Source organism: Mesomycoplasma molare, assembly GCF_024918955.1.
GTDB classification, from domain to species: domain Bacteria; phylum Bacillota_I; class Bacilli_A; order Mycoplasmatales; family Metamycoplasmataceae; genus Mesomycoplasma_A; species Mesomycoplasma_A molare.
Map to the genome: position 1 here is coordinate 223255 of NZ_CP103423.1, position 20589 is coordinate 243843.

Sequence of the window (20589 nt, forward strand, 5' to 3'; positions counted from 1 at the left end):
AAATGCCATTAAATGAAAGAAATGTTCTTTTTGGAATGGAAAATTCTTTAAATCTAGCAAGAAAAATTTCTAACAAAGTAAAGTTACCCTTAACAGAAATTAAAAAGGAAGTATTTGCAGATGGAGAAGTAATGTTAAGTTCAACTGAAACAGTTAGAAACTCAAACGTGTTTATAGTAGCTAGCACTCATACACCAGTAAATGAAAATATTATGGAGTTATTGATTTTTATAGATTCTTTAAAAAGAGCTAGCGCAAAAGAAATAACAGTAATCTTATCATATTATGGATATGCTAGACAAGATAGAAAAGCTAAAGGAAGACAACCTATAGCTGCTAAATTAATTGCTAATCTTTTAGAAGTAGCTGGTGCTACTAAAATTATTGCTGTTGACTTACATAATCCTTCTATTCAAGGTTTCTTTAACATACCACTAGATGATTTAAAAGGACAATATGTTTTAGCTAAAAATTTAAAACAAAAAAATGGAAAATTTACTGTTGTTTCACCAGACCATGGAGGAGCGGTTCGTGCTAGAGTTCTTTCAGAATTATTATCTAATTCTGTAAAAATAGCCATTATTGATAAAAGAAGAATAGGTACAAATCAAACAGAAGTATTAGGTTTAATAGGAGAGGTAGAAGGAGAAAACGCTATAATAGTAGATGATATAATTGATACAGGTGGCACTATTTTAAAAGCCGCACAAACTGTTAAAGAAAATGGTGCAAAAACAGTTACTATAGTAGCTACTCACGGAATTTTTTCAAAAGGATTTGAGATGTTTGAAAATAGTCCTTATGTTGACAAAGTTTTAATAACAGATTCTATAGAACAAGAATCACTTAAAAAATATTCAAAAATAGAGGTTGTTTCTCTTTGTGATTTCATTTCTGAAGTTATTATTGCAACAATTAATAAATCTTCAGTGTCTGATATTTATAAAGGTTTTAAAAATGAACTTTTATAAAGACAAAGTGAAATCTTTAATAAACGATGAAAAGAAATTTTCTGATTTAGCTATTTATGTTGATCTAATTGAAGAAAAAAATAAAGTTATGAATTTAACCGGTTTTACAGGCGATATTCTTTGAAAAGAAGGTATATATGAATCGCTAGTTTATATGAAAACTAGCTTTGAAAATAAAATTAATGAATCAAACAAAAATTTTTTAGATGTAGGTGCTGGCGCTGGTTTTCCTTCTGTTCCGTTTTTAATTTTACATCCCGAAATTAAATTAACTATTTATGAACCTATTAAAAAAAGAGTAGCATTCTTAAATATTGTTAAAGAAAAATTAAAATTAACAAATCTTGTTATATTACCAATAAGGGCGGAAGAGTCAAAAGATAAAGAGAAATTTGATTTTATTTGTGCAAGAGCTGTTATGGATTTTGGTAAGATATTTGAAATTACTCATCATGTCGCAAAAGTAGGAGCTTATATAAGTTTTATTAAAGGTCCTAAAGTTTTTCAAGAATTAGAAAATTCTAGAAAAATAGTTTCAATTTTTGATGAAGAAATAAATATAGAGCAAATTGATATTTTTGAAGATAAACAAAATTATTTAATCAACTACGTAAAAAGAAGTAAAACTCCACAAAATTTTCCAAGAAAATGAGACAAAATTTTAAAAGAAAATAATGAAAAATATTAAAAGAGAAGTGAATAATAAGATAAAAAATACACTTTATGGAATATTATATTTAAACATTGCTTTCGCTATTCTATTTATAATTATTATTTTCATATATTATTTATTTTTTCAAAATTTACTTATTAAAGAAAGAGTTATGTTATATGAATTAACTTATTTTCAACTAAAACATCTAATTGTAGGTATATTTTGAATTAGTCCTTTTTTATTAAAATTACTAATATTATTTATAGCAATAATTGTTTTAAAAATTAGACTTGCTTTTTTTATTTTAGAACTAAAAAATGTAGATATGGAAAATAAAGAAATTAATAATATTTTGTTTTTGTCTTTTATATCTATACTGGTGCCACTTTTATGGATCTTTATTTGGATAAAGATTCGAAAAGAAAATATTTTATGTAGCATTTAAAAAACAAAACATTAACTTGTTTTGTTTTTTCATTCATTCTTTCTGTTATCTAAAATATCGGAAACTTCTTTAATTTTTATAAAAAATTCCTTATCATCAAAGGGTTTAACATCTTGAGCGTTAATTCATAATATTATTAAATAAAGCACTAAAATACGATGTTGCAAAACATATTCATAATCATAATCATCATAAGCATTTAAAAAAGTGGTTTCTTGTTCATCACTTAAACGACAAGATTCTATAAAATAAGCTAAATCAAAATGTTTATCGCCTTTTGATGCATACTCTCAATCAATGATTCAAATTTTATTATTCTTATCAACTAAAATATTATTAGTTCATAAATCGTTGTGTAATGGAGTATCTTTTTTCATGTTTCTTAAAATTAAATTAATTTTTTTATAATATTCTTCTAATACGGGTATTTTTATAGATTTTTCTTTAAGAACTTCTCTATATTTTTTAATTCTAGCTGCATGATTTGAGTTAGGAAAATTCAATTTAGATTTATGTATTTTTTTCATGATATCAGCAATTTTGATTAAATTTTCATCATTAATTTCAAAACCTTTATTTTCTATTCATTCATAACTAATTGATTCTTTAGAATTATCTATTAATTCAGGAATAAAATCTAAACTCTTTAAAATCGAGTAATCTATTTTATGATTAAATTGATTATATTTTTTTTCTTGAAAGAAAAAATTATCTTTTTTATAAGAAACATTAGTATAGCCATTTTTTATAATTTTTTTCATTTCATAATTATAAAATAATTTATAATTTTAAAATGAAATTTGACGTTTTTCCTGAAGAAATTAGAAAAAAAATTAGAAACTGTAAATTTTTTTATATAGGAAAGCAAAATAAAACTTATTTATGTGAATTTGAAAAAGAGTTGGTTCAGGTAAGGATTAAAAATAATAATTTTGTAAATTATGAAAATGAATCTCAATTTGTTAGCTATCAAAAGGAATTTCTTTATTATGATAAAGGAAATTACATAAAAAAGTGATTTTCCGGAAAAGAAATAAGTAAAGTTTTCTTAACAAAAAAAATAAAACTTTCAATTTTAAAAAAACTAAATGAATTTTCAAAACTTAATTCCAAAAATATAGAAACTTTTAATTGAAATCAATTAGAAATAAAGGATAAAAAATTTAACAAAATTATCTATAAATATAAAAATATGCCTTTAGTACTTTCTCACGGAGATTTAAGACCAAAAAATGTATTATTAAGCAAAAATAAAGAAATAAAATTAATAGATTTTGAGTGAGTTAGAAAAAATTACCTTTTATTTGATTTAGCTCACTTATATTTGTATTTTAGAATTGAAAAAAAACTAATTACTAAATTTTTTTTAATTCAAAATAAAGAATTAAATGACTTCATTTATTTAGTTAAAAAATTTAATCTAGAATGAGAAAAAAAATATTATAAAGATTAAAAATGGTAAAATTTATATTATATTTAAGGAGGAAAAAATGAAAAAACCAGTTATTTTAACAGTTATAGATGGTTTAGGTTTAAGAGAAGAAGTTCAAGGTAATGCTTTTACTCAAGCTAAAACACCTGTTTTTGATGAATATTTTAAAAATTATCCATTTTCTATAATTCAAGCTTCAGAAAACTATGTAGGTTTACCAAAGGGACAAATGGGAAATAGTGAAGTAGGGCACTTAAATATAGGTGCCGGTTTTGTAGTATACACAGGTTTATCTTTAATTAATAAATCATTAGAAGAGGGAACATTTAGAAAAAATGATAAGTTTATAAAAGCCTTTGAAAATTCTAAAAAAACTGGAACTACTTTACAAATTATGGGTCTTTTATCACCTGGTGGTGTTCATTCACTAGAAAATCACTTATTCGAATTGTTAGAGGCCGCAAATGAATATGGTGTTGAAAGGGTTTCGGTTCATGTTTTTGGTGATGGTAGAGATGTTGCTCCGCAATCAATTTTAGCCTCCTTAGAAAAACTAGAAGGTATTTTATCTAAATATCCAAATTATAATGTTGCTTCTATTTCTGGTAGATTTTATTCAATGGATAGAGATAAAAATTTTGATAGAGTTGAAAAAGCTTATGAATCTATACTAGGTTTTTCAGAAAACAAATTTAACAATTCTATAGATTATGTTAAAGAACAATATAATCAAGGAATTTTTGATGAATTTTTAGTACCTGCAGTTAATGAAAACTTAGAAAGCGGTGATTTTTTAAGAAACAAACAATCAGTAATTTTCTTTAACTTTAGACCTGATAGAGCTAGACAATTATCTCATTTAATCTTAAAAACAGATTTATATGATTTTGTACCTAAAAAGAAAGTACATGTTCATGAATTTGTATCTATGATGAAATATGAAGGTATTAAAACTAAAATTGCTTTCGAAGAAACAGAAGTAACAGAACCTATTGGTAAAGTTATTGAAAAGGCAGGATTAAAACAATTAAGACTTGCTGAAACTCAAAAATATGCACACGTTACTTTCTTTATGGATGGAGGTAATGATGTTGAATACAAAAATAGCGAAAGAATTATGGTTCCTTCGCTAAAAGTGGAATCATATGCCGATGCGCCAGAAATGTCTGCGAAAGAAATTACTGATGAATTACTTAAAAGAGCTAAAGAATTTGATGTAGTAATTATGAATTTTGCAAATCCGGACATGGTAGGACATACAGGTAACTTAAAATCCGCAATTAAGGCTGTTGAAGTATTAGATGAACAACTTGGAAGAATAAAAAAATGAGTGGAAGAAAATGATGCAGTTCAGTTTATTACAGCCGATCATGGAAATGCGGAAATTACAGAAGATAAAGAAGGAAATCCTGCAACTAAACATACTTCTCAACCTGTAATGTTTATTACAACAGATAAAACTTTAAAATTAAAAAATGGTAAATTAGCAAATATAGCACCAACAATTTTAGATTATTTAAAAATAGAAAAACCAAAAAGCATGAATGAAGAATCTTTAATTGAAAAATAATTAATGTAAAAAATAGGTATTTTTCCTATTTTTTTATTTTTTTTAATCTTCTAAAAGAAAAAAGAAATTTTAATTGTGAAAACTAAAATTAAAAAAATTATTTTTTCTATTTTTTCTTTTGCTCCATTACTAACAATGGGTATGGCTAAAAACTACACCATAAAAAGCAATAATAATATATTAAATAAAGAAAAGTTATTTTACAATATAAACTTTGTTGAAAATTTTAATAATTATCAAGAAACTACTTATAAAAATATTGGGCTTTTTATAAATTATAGTGAGCAAAATAATGAAAAAAGTAATGAAAAGATCGAGTTATGAAAATCTATTATAAACACTTTAAGTCCTAATGCGATAATAAATATTTATTTTTTTAATGACTTAGATTCTTTTAGAAAAGAATTGTTAAAAGCTAAAAAACAAAAAAATAGCGTTCTTATTCATGCATACAAACAAATAGATAAAAATTTAGAAAAAAATAAAGAAAGCTTATTTGAACTGGAAAATTTCGCATTAGGAACAAGGACAATTAATTTTTTTCCTGCTTTGCAAGATAGGGAATATATTTTTGATGAAATATATAATTCAATTTTAGTTGGAAGTATTGGAGAAAGAGAAAAAAAGCAAAAAATAAATAGAAATATTATTAATCCAAACCTTTTATATTTAAATAAAAATAATAAATTCAAAAGAACTAGTCCAAATATTGTGGTTCAAATACCTTGGACAACAAACACTGAAACAGGTATTATAGAAGATAATATTTTGGCAACGGTTATATTAGCCGCTTCAACATCAAATATTTTAATAAGTACAAAAATAAAAGAAGAATTAAGTAAAAACAAAGAAGAAATTGTAATAAATTCTATTTTGAATAGCGCTAGAAAAAATAAAAATTATTTTGAAAATTCTTTTAACAACAATTTTATTTATATAGGAGCTGGTGTTTTTGATTATTCTTTAGCGAAAGATACTTTAGAAAAGGGGAATAATTTTATAATAAAAAGTAATAAGAACAAAAAGGAACACATTTTTAAAATCGATTTAAAAAAAGATGAAAAACTATTAACTCACTTATTTTGAAAAGAAAACTTATTTGAAATAAGTAGTAAAAAAATACTTAACTTAATTTTAAAAGCTTTAAAAATTCAATTTTTATCTTTAAATCCCTTTAATTTAATTTCTATTTATAATTTAACTGATGATTTAACAAAAGAACTTGTGATTTTAGAAGAGATTGCTGATTTTGATTTAGAAATAGAATACTTAGACGGTGATTGACAAATTATAGAAAAATCCAATAGTAAAATGTTAAATTTTGAAAAAATAGAGTTTATTGCTCCTTTTACTGGACAATATAGGATTATAATTAAAAATATAAAGGAAAAGGAAAGAAATTTATCATTAAGTTATATAAAAAAATAAAATTTCTTTTTTAATTCTATTTTTCTTTATTTTTTGAAAAAATATTGTAAAATTTCTTTATAAAATTAAAAACAATTTAAAAGTAATAATATAAAAGATAAAATAAAGAGGAAAATATGATAAAAAAATTCTATTGTTCAAAGGTTTTCAATGAAGAAACTCAAAACTTTGAATTTCATTTTAAAAGAGCTAAACAAGAGGATTATTTAAACTTTAGTAGTTTAGAGGACACTATTGAACATTTTAAATCTTTAAAATTAGATGCAACAATGTGATTAAGAGAAAATGGAATTTTCGTTTCTTCTATTAAAACTAGAATTGGAGATGAACAAGAGAACGGAGAAAAAGAAGTTCATGTAGAAATAGTTCATTTTGAGCCAAAAGTTAAAAAAGATGAAAAAGAAGAAGAATGAAATGTTTCAGATGATTGTCAAGAGTGTGAGAGATTAGATAAAGAAGCGGAAGAATGATCTAAAGAAGTAGTAAAACCGAAAGAAGTTTTAAATTTTGAAGATCACTCATCAAAAGAAAAAGATGTTGACGGAAATTGTTTGTGTGAACTATGTTTAATATCTTCATCTAACTATTCGAAAAAAGATCAATATATATCTAAAAATGAGTCTGATAGCAAAACTACAAATGTTGATTCAAGTGAAATAGTTTTTGAACCAGAAAATGAAGAACTAGAGTGTGAAGAATGTAAATTAGAAGAAGAGTTAGGCGAAGATTGTCATGAATGTGAAACATGTGACAATAATGAAATTAAAGATATTCAAGTGGATGAAGTAAATGATTATCAAACTGATAAGATATCTGCAACTAGTGATGAAAAAGTTATATTAAGTAGTCAAAAAGAAGAAGTATTATTTCAAAATGAAGTAATTGAATGTGCAGAATGCAACAAAATGTTAGAAATAGAAAATCAAAACTTAATAAACGATTGCGATATTTGCAACAACCTTACAACAATAGAGTATGCAAAAGAAAATAATAAATTAGATGTTGCTTATTCTACAATTTCTTCAAATTATTCTGAAAACAATAAAAAAGAAGAAGTTTTAAATTCCGTAGAGTGCGAAGAATGTATTAAAATGAATTCAGAAGATAATGAAGAAGAATGTGTTGGATGTAAAGATAAATTTTATTATCAAGAAAATAAAGTTTCAGGTGAACAAACAACAAATCTTCATCCAAATTGTGTAGAATGTCAAAAAATAGAAGAAGAAATTTTAAAATGAAACTTAGAACTAGCTAAAGAAACAAATAGCGATGTTGCATTTAGCCTTTCTTCTTTATCTTCAGCTCATTATTATGAAAATGATGGTGAAAGTAGTGATTTAACAAATAAAGAAGATTCATTAAAAGAAAAAGAAACAAAATCCTATTCATCATCTACTAATAATACTAATTATGAAGGTCAAAACTTTGTTATAGATTCTTTAAATGAAAATACAAATGTTATTTCAGGTAAAGTTTTATCTTATAATTCAAATAAACCAATTAAATCTAGTGAATATATTTTAGTGAAAAAAGATACTAAAGAAGTAATGGATGTTGAAATTATTGATATTTCTGAAATTGAAGGAGAAAATTCTAATATTGTATTTTCATCAGCTTCACAAGATTCAAAAAATATTAAAGAAAGTCTTCTTACAAGAACAAATTTAGTTTTATGAATTATATTTTGATTCTCAATCGTATTTATAATAATTACATTATTAATATTTCTTGGTTTTATAAAGTAGATATTAATATTTAAAAACGTATCTATTAAAAAGGTACGTTTTTTATTAATAATATGTTTATATTAATAATATTAATATTTATTTTAATATTAATTTTAACAATTTTAATTGGAACCAAAGAAATTATTAATTTAATAAGGGAATTTAAAATAAAAAAATCAAAATTTAGAGAACTAGCAGATTCTAACAAGAATAGAGTAATTATTGAATTAAAAAATGCAGTTGATGAACTATCGAAAACTAAAACTGGAGCAATTATAACAATAGAAAATCACGATAATATAGAAAATCTTAGAACAGATGGGATAAAAATAGATTCTAATATTTCTTCTTCTTTGATTCTATCCATTTTTAATAAACATTCTCCATTACACGATGGAGCAGTAATAATAAGAGGAAATAAAATAATTTACGCTTCGACTTATTATAAAATAACTTCTAAATCCATAAATAATAAATTTGGATCAAGACATAGAGCTGCAATGGGGATAAGTGAACAGTCAGATTCTACTACTATTGTAGTATCTGAAGAAACTGGTGGTATAATCATCGCGAAAAATGGAAAATTCGAATATGTATTAATTGATGATTTTAGAAAAGTATTAGAAACAAAATTAAAAAATTAGGAGGTTAAAATGTCTATAAAATCAGCTATAGAAAAAAAAGACATTAATTGAATTAGAAATTATTCTAAAAACACTCCTATTGTTCAAATGGCGGAAGAAGTAGAAAAACTAGAAAAATTTGATAGAGTCATTTTTTTTAGATTGTTAAATACAGAAATATCTGAAGAAATTTTTTCGCATTTAAGCATTGATATTCAGGAAGATCTAATCCATAATTTTTCTCAAGAAATGGTTAGTGAAATTGTTGATGAACTTTATACTGACGAAATAGCTGATTTAATTGAAGAAGTACCTCAAAATTTGTCACAAAAAATTTTAAAAAACATTGATCCAGAAACTAGAAAAGCACTAAATAGAATCTTAAGATATACAGAAGAGCAAATTGGTTCGGTTATGTCTGTTGATATAATTTCACTAAAAGAAAATTGAACCGCTCAACAAGCTATAGAATATATTAGGAATAAAAAGAATGATGTTGAATTAACACATTATTACTACATAGTCAATAAAAATCAAAAATTGGTTGGTGCTTTGACTTTAGAAGATATTGTCTTTTCAAAGTCTTCTTATCAACTTAAAGATATAATGTTTGCAGTGCCTTACGTTTATACAACAGATTCTAAAGAAAATGTTGCTAATATATTTGCTGAACACGATATGTCTGTAATACCGGTTATGAATTCTTCAAACAAGTTAGTAGGAATGGTTACTTCTGATGATATTATTGATATTTTTCAAGAAGAAGCTACAGAAGATATTTATAGAATGGCTGGTATTAGTTCTAAAAACATCGAAGAAGAGTATTTGAAAACAAAAATACTTACAATAGTGAAATCCAGAATATTTTGACTAATAATCTTGATGCTAGGTTCTACATTATCACAAATTGTTATTCAACTATTTACAGATTCTTTAGAAAAAAATATTACTTTAAAATCTTTAGGTCTTGGAATATTTGTTTCGACAATAGTATCTATAATTCCTGTTATTTCAGGCTCTGCAGGAAATGCAGGTTCTCAATCAGCGACAACTATAACTAGATCGCTTTCTTTAGGGGAAATAGAAAAAAAAGGATTTTTAAGAAAAGTATTCTTTAAAGAACTTAATGTAGGGATAATTATAGGAATAATTTTGATGTTAATTAATTTTGCAAGATTAATTATTTATTTTATGGCCACAAGGGATATTTTTAGCACCGAATTATTATCTATATCCAATAACCAAACTACAAAATTACCTAAATATGCTTATATATTAATAATATCTGCAGCTGCCTCTTTATCAATGTTTTTAGTGATAGTTTTTTCTAAAATTTTAGGCTCTGTCATTCCTCTTTTAGCAGCTAGAATGGGAAAAGATCCAGCTGTTATGTCGGCTCCGATATTAGCTACTTTGACAGATGCAACTTCAACTTTTATATTTTTCGGAATAACAATATTGATATTTTTATTAATTTAAAAAAGGGGGATATATGGATGGAATAACATTAAGCGTCATAGCCGGAATATTATTAACTTTAATTATAGCTGTAATTATATTCCAAGTTATAGCAGAGAAGAAAAAAAGAAATAAAATAAAAAAAGAAAAAGAAAAATTGGTTCAATTAGAGAGAGAATTATTAATAACAATAGTTTATAAAATGAATGCAATTATTGAAATAAATCAAAAAAATTTAGACTCATTTATTGTATCAATAGGTAAAATAAAAATGAAAGATTTAAAAAATTTTGCCCATGATCAACTAGAACTAATAATTAGAGAAGACTCCTATAAAAAAGTATTTATTGATAATCCTTTTGATAAAAATGAGTCTGTACATTTTAATATTAATAAGCTTTTAGAAGCTCCATCTAATTTATGAAATAAAAGAAACATAGAACAATTAGAATATTTTAAAAATTTAGAAAATATTTATTTAGAATCTAATAAAGAAAAATATTTACTAAATAAGGAACAATTTAAAAAAGAAGTGTTAAATGAAAAATAAAAATTTACCAAATTATTTAACAATTATAAGAATAATTTTATTAGTACCTTTTCTGATTTTATTAACTATTTTTTTTAATTTATCTAACGGAGATTTTAGTGTAAAAAATAAAAATTATTTTTTACTATTAATAGCAACATTCATTTTTTTAGTTGCTATGATTACGGATTTTTTAGATGGTTATTTAGCAAGGAAATATAATAATGTAACTAATTTTGGAAAATTATTTGATCCCATTGCTGATAAAGTAATTACATCAACTGCTATAATTTTTTTAACTTTATTTAATTTTACATCTGTATGAGTGGTGGTAATCTTTATAGTAAGAGATGTTGTTGTTGATGGATGCAGAAATTTAGCTGCAAAAAATAATCTTAAAATTCACGCTTCAATATGAGGAAAGCTAAAAACTCTTACACAAAGTTTTGCTATACCAATTTTGTTTTTTTTAGGTCCTATTTTTTATAATTCACAAAATTGAAATTGAATATTTTGGTTATTAAATACGCCTCTATTAATTTCTCTGTTTTTATCAATATATTCTGGTTTTTTATACTTTTGAGATATAAAAAAACTAATAAAATTAAAGTAATTTTTTATTCGTAATTTTTACGAATTTTTTTATTTTATTATAATTAATTATTATATAATTTAAATATAAAATTAATATATATTGCTAAGGAGAAAAAAATGACACCACATATTAATGCTAAACCAGGTAGTATAGCTAAAACAGTTTTAATGCCAGGTGATCCTTTAAGAGCAAAATTTATTGCAGAAACATTTTTAACAAATGTAGAGTTGGTAAATACTGTAAGAAATATGTTTATGTACACAGGGTTATATAAGGGAAAACCAATTACAATTGCAGCTTCAGGAATGGGAGTTCCTTCTATAGGTATTTATTCATATGAATTATACAAATTTTATGATGTAGAAAGAATAGTAAGAATAGGATCTGCAGGTTCTTACAAAGAAGACTTAAAATTATACGATGTTTTATTAGTTGATAGTGCATATTCTGATTCCCACTCTTATTCACAGTTAGTTTTAGGAGAAAATACACACGTTTTAGAACCATCTAAAAAATTAAATGCACAATTATTAGAAAATGCATTAAAACTAGGAATTGATTTACATTTAGGAAGAGTTCATTCATCTGATGTTTTTTATGCTTCAAGACCTTTAAGTAAAACTATTGAAATTACACAAGCAGATGCAGTCGAAATGGAATCATTCGCTTTATTTGCAAATGCTAAAAAGCTAAACAAGGAAGCAGCTTGCTTATTGACAATATCAGATAATTTAATAACAAAAGAAGAAACATCATCTGAAGAAAGAGAAACCAAATTCTTAAAAATGATGGAAATTGCTTTAGAACTAGCATAATAAATATTTGACTAACTTATAAAGTTGGTCTTTTTTAAAATAAAAAAAGGAAAAATATGAGAATAGTAGATTTAATTATAAAAAAAAGAGAAGGAATCGAGCTTTCTGATAAAGAAATCGAATTCATTATTTCTAATTATGTATCTGGTGAAATTAAAGATTATCAAATGGCATCTTTCTTAACTACTGTAGTTTTTAAAGGTATGACACCAAAAGAAATTGGTAAATTTACTTTTGAAATGATGAAATCAGGAAAAATAATAGATTTATCAGCGATAAATGGGATAAAAGTTGATAAACACTCTACAGGAGGAGTAGGAGATAAAACTACATTAGTAGTGGGACCTATAATTGCTTCACTAGGTGTCCCTGTTGCTAAAATGTCAGGAAGAGGGTTAGGACATACAGGAGGGACTATAGATAAATTAGAATCTATACCAGGTTTTAGTGTTGAATTAACAGATGAGCAATTCATTAGTCAAGTAAATAAAATTAAAATTGCTGTGATTGGGCAAAGTGATAATTTAGTTCCAGCAGATAAAAAATTATATGCTTTAAGAGATGTAACTGGAAATGTTTCTTCTATTCCTTTAATTGCTTCATCGATCATGTCTAAAAAATTAGCGACAGGTTCAGATGCTATTTTACTAGATGTAAAAGTTGGTAATGGAGCTTTTATGACTACTATAGAAGAAGCAAAAAAACTTTCAGAACAAATGATTACTATTGGAAAACAATTAAATAAAGATGTTAGAGTAGAAATGACCAATATGTCAAGACCTATGGGTAAAGCTATAGGTAATAAAAACGAAGTTTTAGAAGCTATAGAAACTTTAAAAGGTAACGGTTCAAAAGATTTTATTGAATTGTGTTATTCAGCAAGTGCTACTATTTTAAAACAAGCTAAAGTTACTGATGATGAAAAAGAAGCTTACAAAATGATTGATGAAGTTATCAAAAACGGAAAAGCACTAGAAAAATTCTACGAGTTTATTAAATATCAAGGCGGAGATGTTGAAAAACTAAAAGCAAAAGATTTTTGAAATCCTTCATTTAAATTAGAAGTATTTGCTAAAAAAGATGGTGTTATGGAAATAACATCAGCTTTAGATTTTGGTATAGTAGCATCTAAATTAGGTGCAGGAAGAATTTCTAAAGAAGATTCAATAGATTTTGAAGCAGGTATTCAAATTAATAAAAAAACAAATGATAAAGTTAAAAAAGGTGATTTACTATTCACTTTATTCTCATCTAAAGCTATTTCAAATGAATTAGTAGAAGAGTTAGAAAAAGCTTATACAATAAACGAAAAAGAAGTAGAAAACAAAATAATATTAGGAAAAATGGAGTAAAAAAATGAATTGAGCAAAATTAATAGATCATACTTATTTAAAACCAGAAGGTACATCAAAAGAAATTAATAAATTAATTCAAGAAGCTAAAGAATACGGTTTTAAGACAGTATGCGTTAACTCATCTTGAGTTAAATACGTTAAAGAAAGACTAGAAGGTAGCGAAGTAGGAATCACTTCAGTAATTGGATTTCCTTTAGGGGCGATGATAACACAAGCAAAGGCACAAGAAGCTAAATTAGCAATAAGTCATGGCGCAGATGAAATAGATATGGTTCTTAATATTGGTAAACTAAAAGAACAAGAATATGATTTTGTTTTAAATGATATAAAAGCAGTTAAAAAAGAAATTGGATCAAAAATTTTAAAAGTTATCGTTGAAACCGCTTTATTGACAAATGAAGAAATTAAAAAAGCTACAGAAATAGTTCTAAAATCAGGAGCTGAATTTGTTAAAACTTCAACAGGTTTTTCATATAGAGGAGCTTCACAAGAAGATATTAAAATAATGAAGGAAGTTGTTGGTGATAAAATTGAAATTAAAGCAGCTGGTGGTGTAAAGAGCTTAGAAGATTTAAAAATAATGTACGAACTCGGAGCAACAAGATTTGGTACTTCTTCTGGTGTACAAATAATGCAAGGAAATAAGTTAGATAAAAATTCTGGATATTAATATAGTAAAAAAGGGGAACATATAGATGGTAAACGTATTAAATCATCCTTTAATAACAACAAAATTAACAATAATGCGTGATGAAAATACTTCTCATCACTTATTTAGAGAATTATTAAAAGAAATTTCTGCACTTATGGTTTATGAAATTTTGAGAGATTATAAAACTATAGAATATAGCGTTAAAACTCCAACAGGTTCAATTGCTATAGGTGAAAAAATGGACAAGGAAATTGTTATAGTTCCTATTCTTAGAGCTGGTTTAGGAATGGTAGAAGGAATATTGTCATTAATACCTACTTCTAGAGTTGGTCATATTGGAGTTTATAGAGATGAAAAAACATTTAAAGCACATGAATATTTTTACAAGATTCCAAATGTTTCAAAAGAATCTTTAATATTGTTAGTGGATCCTATGTTAGCAACAGGTACTTCGGCTAAAGATTCCATTGAAAGACTAAAAAAAGATGGATTTACAAATATAAATTTGGTTTGTTTAGTAGGTGTTGAAAAAGGTATTCAAACAATAAGAAATGAACACCCAGATGTTAAAATTTTCTTAGCTGCTAAAGATCTATATTTAAATGAGAAAAAATATATAGTACCAGGTTTAGGAGACGCTGGAGATAGGATTTTTGGAACAAAATAACTATGAAAAAATTCGCTTCAATTGATATAGGCGGAACTAATGTTCGTTTTGCTTTAGTTGAAAATTCAAAAATAAAAAAGAAAATAAGGTTTAAAACTGAACAAATTAACTGAACTAAAACTTTAAATAAAATAGTTTCACTTATAAATAAATACGAAATTACTCATGTTGCTTTATGTATTCCTGGTCCTGCAAATTATGAAGAAGGTAAAATATTAAGTAGCCCAAATTTAAAAGGTTGAAAAAATAAAGATATTAAAACTTTTTTATTAGATAAAACAAATATAGAAAAAATAGTGTTTGAAAATGATGCTAATGTAATGGCGTTAGCAAATCATCATTACTATAAACAAACCCCAAAAGATGTTACACAATTTTTTACCATTTCCACAGGATTTGGAGCAGGACTAATTATCAATAATAAAGTATTTACAGGTTCTAATCATTTAGGGCAAGAAATAGCTCGAATTCCTTTAGGTGAAAAAATGGACGATAATTTTCATCTTTCTAAATTTTCGGCAGAATTATTTGTTTCAGGAACAGGAATAGCTTTAAGAGCTTCCAAAATAAAAAAAGTAAATATGGATTCAAAATTTATCTTTGAAAATTTTGAAAGTGATCCAGAATTAAAAAAAATAATAAATGAATCTATTTTGGTGCTAGCTAAAACTATCGCAACATCGATAGGAATGCTTAATCCTAATTTAATGGTATTTGGTGGTTCAGTTTCTAATAATAACAGCTTTTTTGTAAAAGAAGCAATAAAATTAGCTAAGGAATTCTGTGATTATAATCAATATAAACAAGTTAAATTTAGATTTGACCGACTTAAAGATAATTCAGCTTTAATAGGATTAAATTATTTAATTAACAATGAAAATAAATAATTCATATAAAAATAACACTGTATATAATTTAGTACTAAGTGCTATTTTTTCATCTCTTTCTTTAATTGCTCTATTTATAAGTCAATACTTAATTTGACCTGGTGAATTTGGTTTAAAAATAGACTTATCTCTTATTTTTATTTTTCCAGTTTTTTTTGTTATAAATTTTAAATACGGTTTTATAACAATATTTTTACGATTTATTCTAGGACCTTTTTTGCAAGGTAATATTGATTTAACAAACTATTTAGGTCATTTTATTTTATTTTTGTCTAATTTAATTTATATACTATCTTTCTTTTTATTTTGTAAAGTTTTTAAAAATAAAAAACTAACCCCTTTTGTTTTAACAATAATAGTTACAACTACAATTTTAAGTTTACTAAATTTTTCTTTATTTATTCCTTTATATTTTTATTTATTTAAAGTTATTTCTCACTTTTCTATCCAGGAATTAATAGAAAAATTTTATGGAAACAATATTTGAAAATATTTAATATTTGTTTTAATTACATTCGGGACATTTAATTTAACAAATTATTCATTGTCTTCCGTTTTCATAATTTTGCTTTTATTCATTTTAAAAAAAGTAAAGTCAAAAAATACCAAATAAAAATTAGCACTTTTTATGTTAGAGTGCTAATTTTTATTATATAATTTAAAATAATATATAATTTTGAAATATTAAAAGGGAGGGAAAGTGAAAAATAAAAAAATTAAAAGTGCACCTTTTATTAATTTAGAATTTCAAGTTGTTTTGCCTAAACAAATACCTGATGAAATAAAAATAAATAGTAAACAACTAGAAATAATTAAACAACAATACGAAAGTGAAGGTAAATTTAAGAAATTTAACTTAATTTTTACATATTTTCAAAATGGTATCCAAAATGAAGATAGTATTAAAAAATCTAATTTTTATCAAAAATATGCTACTTTAGTTGAAGTTGTTAGCTATAAAGAAGGAAGATCTCCTAAACTTATATTTACTGCTGGAAAAGTTGTTAAATTAATTGATTTTAATAAAGAAAAAAATGTAGAATCATTAAATTTTTCAGGATATAGTGAAATTTTTTATGAAGCAGTAGAAGAAATTAATAAAGTAAGCGAAGAAACGATAATTGAAATTTTTAAAAAATTAGAAGGATTAATTAAAAAACACAGTTTTTTAGAAGAATTAAATAATATTATTGATTTTGTTTCTAAACAAATAAAAACAGATGATAAACCTTGAGAATTGGTGAGTATTTTTGCAGAACATTTAAATATTCCTTATAGTGAAAGAGTAAAACTTTTAGCTATGGAAGATTCTGGAGATAGATTAAATTACCTAGTGCAATATTTAATGGTTTTAGTAAACGAGAAAAAACTAGTTGAAAATATTGAAATTGAAATGAAAAAAACTCTTGATAAACAACAAAAAGAGTTTCTTTTAAGAGAAAGAATAAGAGCCATTAGACAACAATTAGGCGAAGAAGATGAACAAGAAACCAAAAACGAAAAAGAATTGTACAAAAACGATGATGAAAATAAGTTTCCTGTTGAAGTAAGACAAATTATTAAAAATGAAACAAGAAAATTAAAAGGAATGATGTCTAGCTCTCCTGAAGCTAATGTTTCAAAAAATTATTTAGATTTAATTTATAACCTTCCTTGAAGAAAAGTTATGATAGATGATTTAAATATTCAAAAAGCAGAAAAAGAATTGTCTAAAAAACATTATGGTCTAAAAGATGTTAAAGAGAGAATCTTAGAATTTTTAGCCGTTTTAACAAATATAAAAGAAAAAAACAAAGAAAAAAATACAGTTTTAGTAAAAGAATTACCTACAGAAAATGAAGCTTTAGATTTAGGTTTATTTAGCAAAGATAAAAATAGAGAAATTAATAATATGCCTATATTAACACTTGTAGGGCCTCCTGGAACAGGTAAAACTACAATAGCTCAATCAATAGCGGATGCTTTAGGTAGAAAAATGATTAAAATTTCATTAGGTGGAGTTAGAGATGAGTCAGAAATAAGAGGTCATAGAAGAACTTATGTTGGAGCTATGCCTGGTAAAATTATTAATGCAATTAAAAAAGCAGGAATCTCTAATCCGGTTATTTTACTAGATGAAATTGATAAAATGTCTTCAGACTTTAGAGGAGATCCTGCCTCAGCTTTATTAGAAGTATTGGATCCTGAACAAAACAAATTTTTTCAAGACCATTACTTAGAAACTGAATATGATTTATCAAAAGTAATTTTTATAGCTACAGCAAATTATTTTGACGGAATTCCTGAAGCTTTAGCTGATAGAATGGAAATTATTGAACTTTCTTCATATACACTATTAGAAAAAAAAGAAATAGTAAAAAGCCATTTACTAGAAAAAGTTTTATCAGAAAATAAATTAGACTCTAAATACTTCAACATCGATGATGAAACTATAGAATTTATCATTCAAAATTACACAAGAGAAGCGGGAGTACGTGATTTAAAAAGAAACTTCGATAAAATAACTAGAAAAATAATAGTTAAATTATTAAAAGGTAAAATAGCAAAAGATCAAGACTTTGTTGTAACAAAAGAATTTGTAAGAAAAATGCTAGGTGTAGAAAAATTTACTGATGATATTAATGAAAAACAACCACAAATAGGTGCAGTAAATGGTCTAGCTTATACTTCTTATGGAGGATCTACTTTATCTATAGAAGTTAATACAGCTCCTTCTACAAAAGCAGAAATTAAATTAACTGGGCAATTAAAAGATGTAATGAGAGAATCAGCTGAAATAGCAATAAGTTACGTTAGATCTAATGCAGCGCAATTTGGAATTGATTTTGATTTTGAAACAAATCAAATTCATATTCATGTTCCAGAGGGAGCGGTGCCAAAAGATGGACCTTCTGCGGGTGTTACTTTTACCACCGCCATTATTTCTGCATTATTAAAAAAACCTGTTTCATCTAAAATTGGTATGACAGGAGAAATAACTTTAAGAGGAAAAGTATTAGCTATTGGTGGATTAAAAGAAAAATCTCTAGCAGCTTATAAATTCGGAATAAAAACAATATTCATCCCTAAAGAAAACGAAAAGAATTTACAAGATATAGCACAAGAAGTAAAAGATAATATAGAATTTAAACCCGTATCAAATTACATAGAAATTTTTGATTATATATTTAAAAAATAAAAATAAGGCTATCTATAAAAGATGGCTTTTATTTTTGAACAAAAAATTTATTTTTCTATAAAAAAGTTATTTTTTTTGATTTTTTTAAAAAAAATGTAAAATTTTATTAATTATGAAAAAACTAGATAAAATTACACCTTGAAAAGAAGATTTTGCTCAGTGATATGTAGATGTCATTAAAAATGGTCAATTAATTGAATATGGACCAGTTAAAGGTACAATTATATTTAAACCTAATTCATATGCTATTTGAGAAAATATTCAAACCGAGTTAAATAGAAAATTTAAACAAAAAGGAATACAAAATGTTTATTTACCTATGTTAATTCCTGATTTTTTTATTAATACAGAAAAAGAACATGTAGCAGGTTTCGCTCCTGAATTAGTTACCGTAACACATATAGGTGATAAAAAGTTACATAACAATCTTTATATTAGACCTACAAGTGAAGTTCTGTTTGCTGATTTATTTAAAAAGAACATTGAATCTTATAAAGATTTACCTTTAATTTATAATCAATGAACTTCAGTTATGAGATGAGAAAAAACCACTAATCCTTTTTTAAGAAACAGTGAATTCTTATGACAAGAAGGACACACTATTCATTCTGAAGCAACAGAAGCTAGAAAATTAACAAGAGATATGATTAAACTTTACGAAAAGTTTTTACGTAAATATTTAGCTATACCGACTATAATCGGAAAAAAAACTCCTAGAGAAAAATTCGCAGGAGCTTGTTCTACCTACACAATCGAGGCTATGATGAAAGACGGAAAAGCTCTTCAATCTGGTACTTCTCATTATTTAGCGCAAAACTTTTCAAGAGCATTTAAAATTACCTTTACAAATAAGAAAAATGAGGATGAATTTGCGTACCAAACTTCCTGAGGTTTATCAACTAGACTGTTAGGAGCTTTAATAATGACGCACGGAGATGATTCAGGTATTGTTATTCCACCAAAAATTGCTCCTATTCAAGTTGATATTTTAGAATTATTTCCTTCTAAAAATCCTAAAGTATCTAAAACAGTAGATCATTTAGAAAAATGATTATTAAAAAAACTAAGAGTAAGAGTAGATAGAAGTGATAATTTACCAGGATACAAAGCAGCAAATTCAGAAATTCAAGGTGTACCTATAAGAGTTGAAGTCGGACCTAAAGATGTTGAAGAAGGTGTTGTTACAGTAGTTAGAAGAGATACTTTCGAAAAAGAAAAAGTTAAAATTGAAATTGTTCGTGAGTGAATTGAAGAAAAATTAATTCAAATACAAGAACAAATGTATCAAAGAGCAAAAGAAAGACTCGAAGCTAATACTGTTATTGTTTCTAATTATGAAGATTTCAAAAAAGAAATCGCCAATAATAAATTTGTTATTATTCCTTTTAATGGAGATGAAAAAGAAGAGGAAAGAATACAAAAGGAAACAGGAGCTACAGCAAGATGTATTCCTTTTAAATACTTAAAACCAACCGATGAAGGAACATGTATATTTTCAAGAAAACCTTCTAAAAGATACGTTCTTTTTGCTAAGGCTTATTAATATAAATTAAGTTGCTTTAAGCAACTTTTTGTTTTTATTTAGGCTAATCTACTGAAAGA

The 20589-nt window shown here is 25.1% G+C and carries 20 protein-coding genes; 19 read left to right on the forward strand and 1 reads right to left on the reverse strand.

What is annotated here, in order from left to right:
* The first annotated feature begins 8 nt into the window (after positions 1 to 8).
* Genes NX772_RS01105 through NX772_RS01115 form a run of 3 tightly spaced genes read left to right on the forward strand, consistent with a single transcriptional unit; the run spans position 9 to position 2071 of the window.
* On the forward strand, positions 9 to 971 hold the full coding sequence (locus NX772_RS01105; RefSeq protein WP_027123241.1) for a ribose-phosphate pyrophosphokinase: 963 nt from the start codon (positions 9 to 11) through the stop codon (positions 969 to 971).
* Positions 958 to 1659, forward strand: a complete 702-nt coding sequence (gene rsmG / locus NX772_RS01110; RefSeq protein WP_036450089.1) for a 16S rRNA (guanine(527)-N(7))-methyltransferase RsmG — start codon at positions 958 to 960, stop codon at positions 1657 to 1659. Before NX772_RS01105 ends, rsmG begins: the two co-directional genes overlap by 14 nt.
* A complete protein-coding gene (locus tag NX772_RS01115; protein WP_027123239.1) occupies positions 1646 to 2071 on the forward strand; it encodes a hypothetical protein in 426 nt (141 codons plus the stop codon). Before rsmG ends, NX772_RS01115 begins: the two co-directional genes overlap by 14 nt.
* 11 nt (positions 2072 to 2082) lie before the next feature.
* Here NX772_RS01115 and NX772_RS01120 read toward each other — a convergent pair whose 3' ends face one another.
* Positions 2083 to 2832: a phosphotransferase gene (locus tag NX772_RS01120; protein WP_036450086.1), complete on the reverse strand. Its 750-nt coding sequence runs from the start codon at positions 2830 to 2832 to the stop codon at positions 2083 to 2085.
* 32 nt (positions 2833 to 2864) lie between these two features.
* On the opposite strand from NX772_RS01120, the gene NX772_RS01125 reads away from it, so the two are divergent.
* From NX772_RS01125 to proS, 16 genes are all read left to right on the forward strand, one after another.
* Positions 2865 to 3524, forward strand: a complete 660-nt coding sequence (locus tag NX772_RS01125; RefSeq protein ID WP_036450084.1) for a phosphotransferase — start codon at positions 2865 to 2867, stop codon at positions 3522 to 3524.
* A gap of 37 nt (positions 3525 to 3561) precedes the next feature.
* A complete protein-coding gene (gene gpmI, locus NX772_RS01130; RefSeq protein ID WP_027123237.1) occupies positions 3562 to 5073 on the forward strand; it encodes a 2,3-bisphosphoglycerate-independent phosphoglycerate mutase in 1512 nt (503 codons plus the stop codon).
* 75 nt (positions 5074 to 5148) lie between these two features.
* Positions 5149 to 6501, forward strand: a complete 1353-nt coding sequence (locus NX772_RS01135) for a hypothetical protein (protein WP_027123236.1) — start codon at positions 5149 to 5151, stop codon at positions 6499 to 6501.
* A gap of 116 nt (positions 6502 to 6617) precedes the next feature.
* Positions 6618 to 8246, forward strand: coding sequence for a hypothetical protein (locus NX772_RS01140; protein WP_259429388.1), 1629 nt, complete (start codon positions 6618 to 6620; stop codon positions 8244 to 8246).
* A 53-nt stretch (positions 8247 to 8299) separates the two neighbouring features.
* Positions 8300 to 8872 (forward strand): diadenylate cyclase, encoded by a 573-nt coding sequence (locus tag NX772_RS01145; protein WP_211246861.1) that lies wholly within the window; start codon positions 8300 to 8302, stop codon positions 8870 to 8872.
* Positions 8873 to 8881: 9 nt separating this feature from the next.
* On the forward strand, positions 8882 to 10330 hold the full coding sequence (gene mgtE, locus NX772_RS01150) for a magnesium transporter (protein WP_027123233.1): 1449 nt from the start codon (positions 8882 to 8884) through the stop codon (positions 10328 to 10330).
* Positions 10331 to 10343: 13 nt separating this feature from the next.
* Positions 10344 to 10859, forward strand: a complete 516-nt coding sequence (locus NX772_RS01155; RefSeq protein WP_027123232.1) for an MHJ_0274 family protein — start codon at positions 10344 to 10346, stop codon at positions 10857 to 10859.
* Complete coding sequence (gene pgsA / locus NX772_RS01160) at positions 10849 to 11451, forward strand: CDP-diacylglycerol--glycerol-3-phosphate 3-phosphatidyltransferase (RefSeq protein ID WP_027123231.1); 603 nt, start codon at positions 10849 to 10851, stop codon at positions 11449 to 11451. Before NX772_RS01155 ends, pgsA begins: the two co-directional genes overlap by 11 nt.
* A gap of 98 nt (positions 11452 to 11549) precedes the next feature.
* Complete coding sequence (deoD, locus tag NX772_RS01165) at positions 11550 to 12248, forward strand: purine-nucleoside phosphorylase (protein WP_027123230.1); 699 nt, start codon at positions 11550 to 11552, stop codon at positions 12246 to 12248.
* A 56-nt stretch (positions 12249 to 12304) separates the two neighbouring features.
* Positions 12305 to 13600 carry a pyrimidine-nucleoside phosphorylase gene (locus NX772_RS01170; protein WP_027123229.1) on the forward strand — a complete coding sequence of 432 codons (1296 nt, stop codon included), beginning with the start codon at positions 12305 to 12307 and terminating at the stop codon, positions 13598 to 13600.
* A gap of 4 nt (positions 13601 to 13604) precedes the next feature.
* Positions 13605 to 14273, forward strand: a complete 669-nt coding sequence (deoC, locus tag NX772_RS01175; protein ID WP_027123228.1) for a deoxyribose-phosphate aldolase — start codon at positions 13605 to 13607, stop codon at positions 14271 to 14273.
* A gap of 25 nt (positions 14274 to 14298) precedes the next feature.
* Positions 14299 to 14922: a uracil phosphoribosyltransferase gene (upp, locus tag NX772_RS01180; RefSeq protein WP_027123227.1), complete on the forward strand. Its 624-nt coding sequence runs from the start codon at positions 14299 to 14301 to the stop codon at positions 14920 to 14922.
* Positions 14923 to 14924: 2 nt separating this feature from the next.
* Complete coding sequence (locus NX772_RS01185) at positions 14925 to 15809, forward strand: ROK family protein (RefSeq protein ID WP_027123226.1); 885 nt, start codon at positions 14925 to 14927, stop codon at positions 15807 to 15809.
* On the forward strand, positions 15796 to 16422 hold the full coding sequence (locus tag NX772_RS01190; RefSeq protein ID WP_051542138.1) for an MPN527 family putative ECF transporter permease subunit: 627 nt from the start codon (positions 15796 to 15798) through the stop codon (positions 16420 to 16422). The genes NX772_RS01185 and NX772_RS01190 overlap by 14 nt, the downstream gene beginning before the upstream one ends.
* An 87-nt stretch (positions 16423 to 16509) precedes the next feature.
* Positions 16510 to 18987 (forward strand): endopeptidase La, encoded by a 2478-nt coding sequence (lon, locus tag NX772_RS01195; protein WP_240532005.1) that lies wholly within the window; start codon positions 16510 to 16512, stop codon positions 18985 to 18987.
* A 112-nt stretch (positions 18988 to 19099) separates the two neighbouring features.
* Positions 19100 to 20530, forward strand: a complete 1431-nt coding sequence (proS, locus tag NX772_RS01200) for a proline--tRNA ligase (protein WP_027123225.1) — start codon at positions 19100 to 19102, stop codon at positions 20528 to 20530.
* The last annotated feature ends 59 nt before the right edge of the window (positions 20531 to 20589 follow it).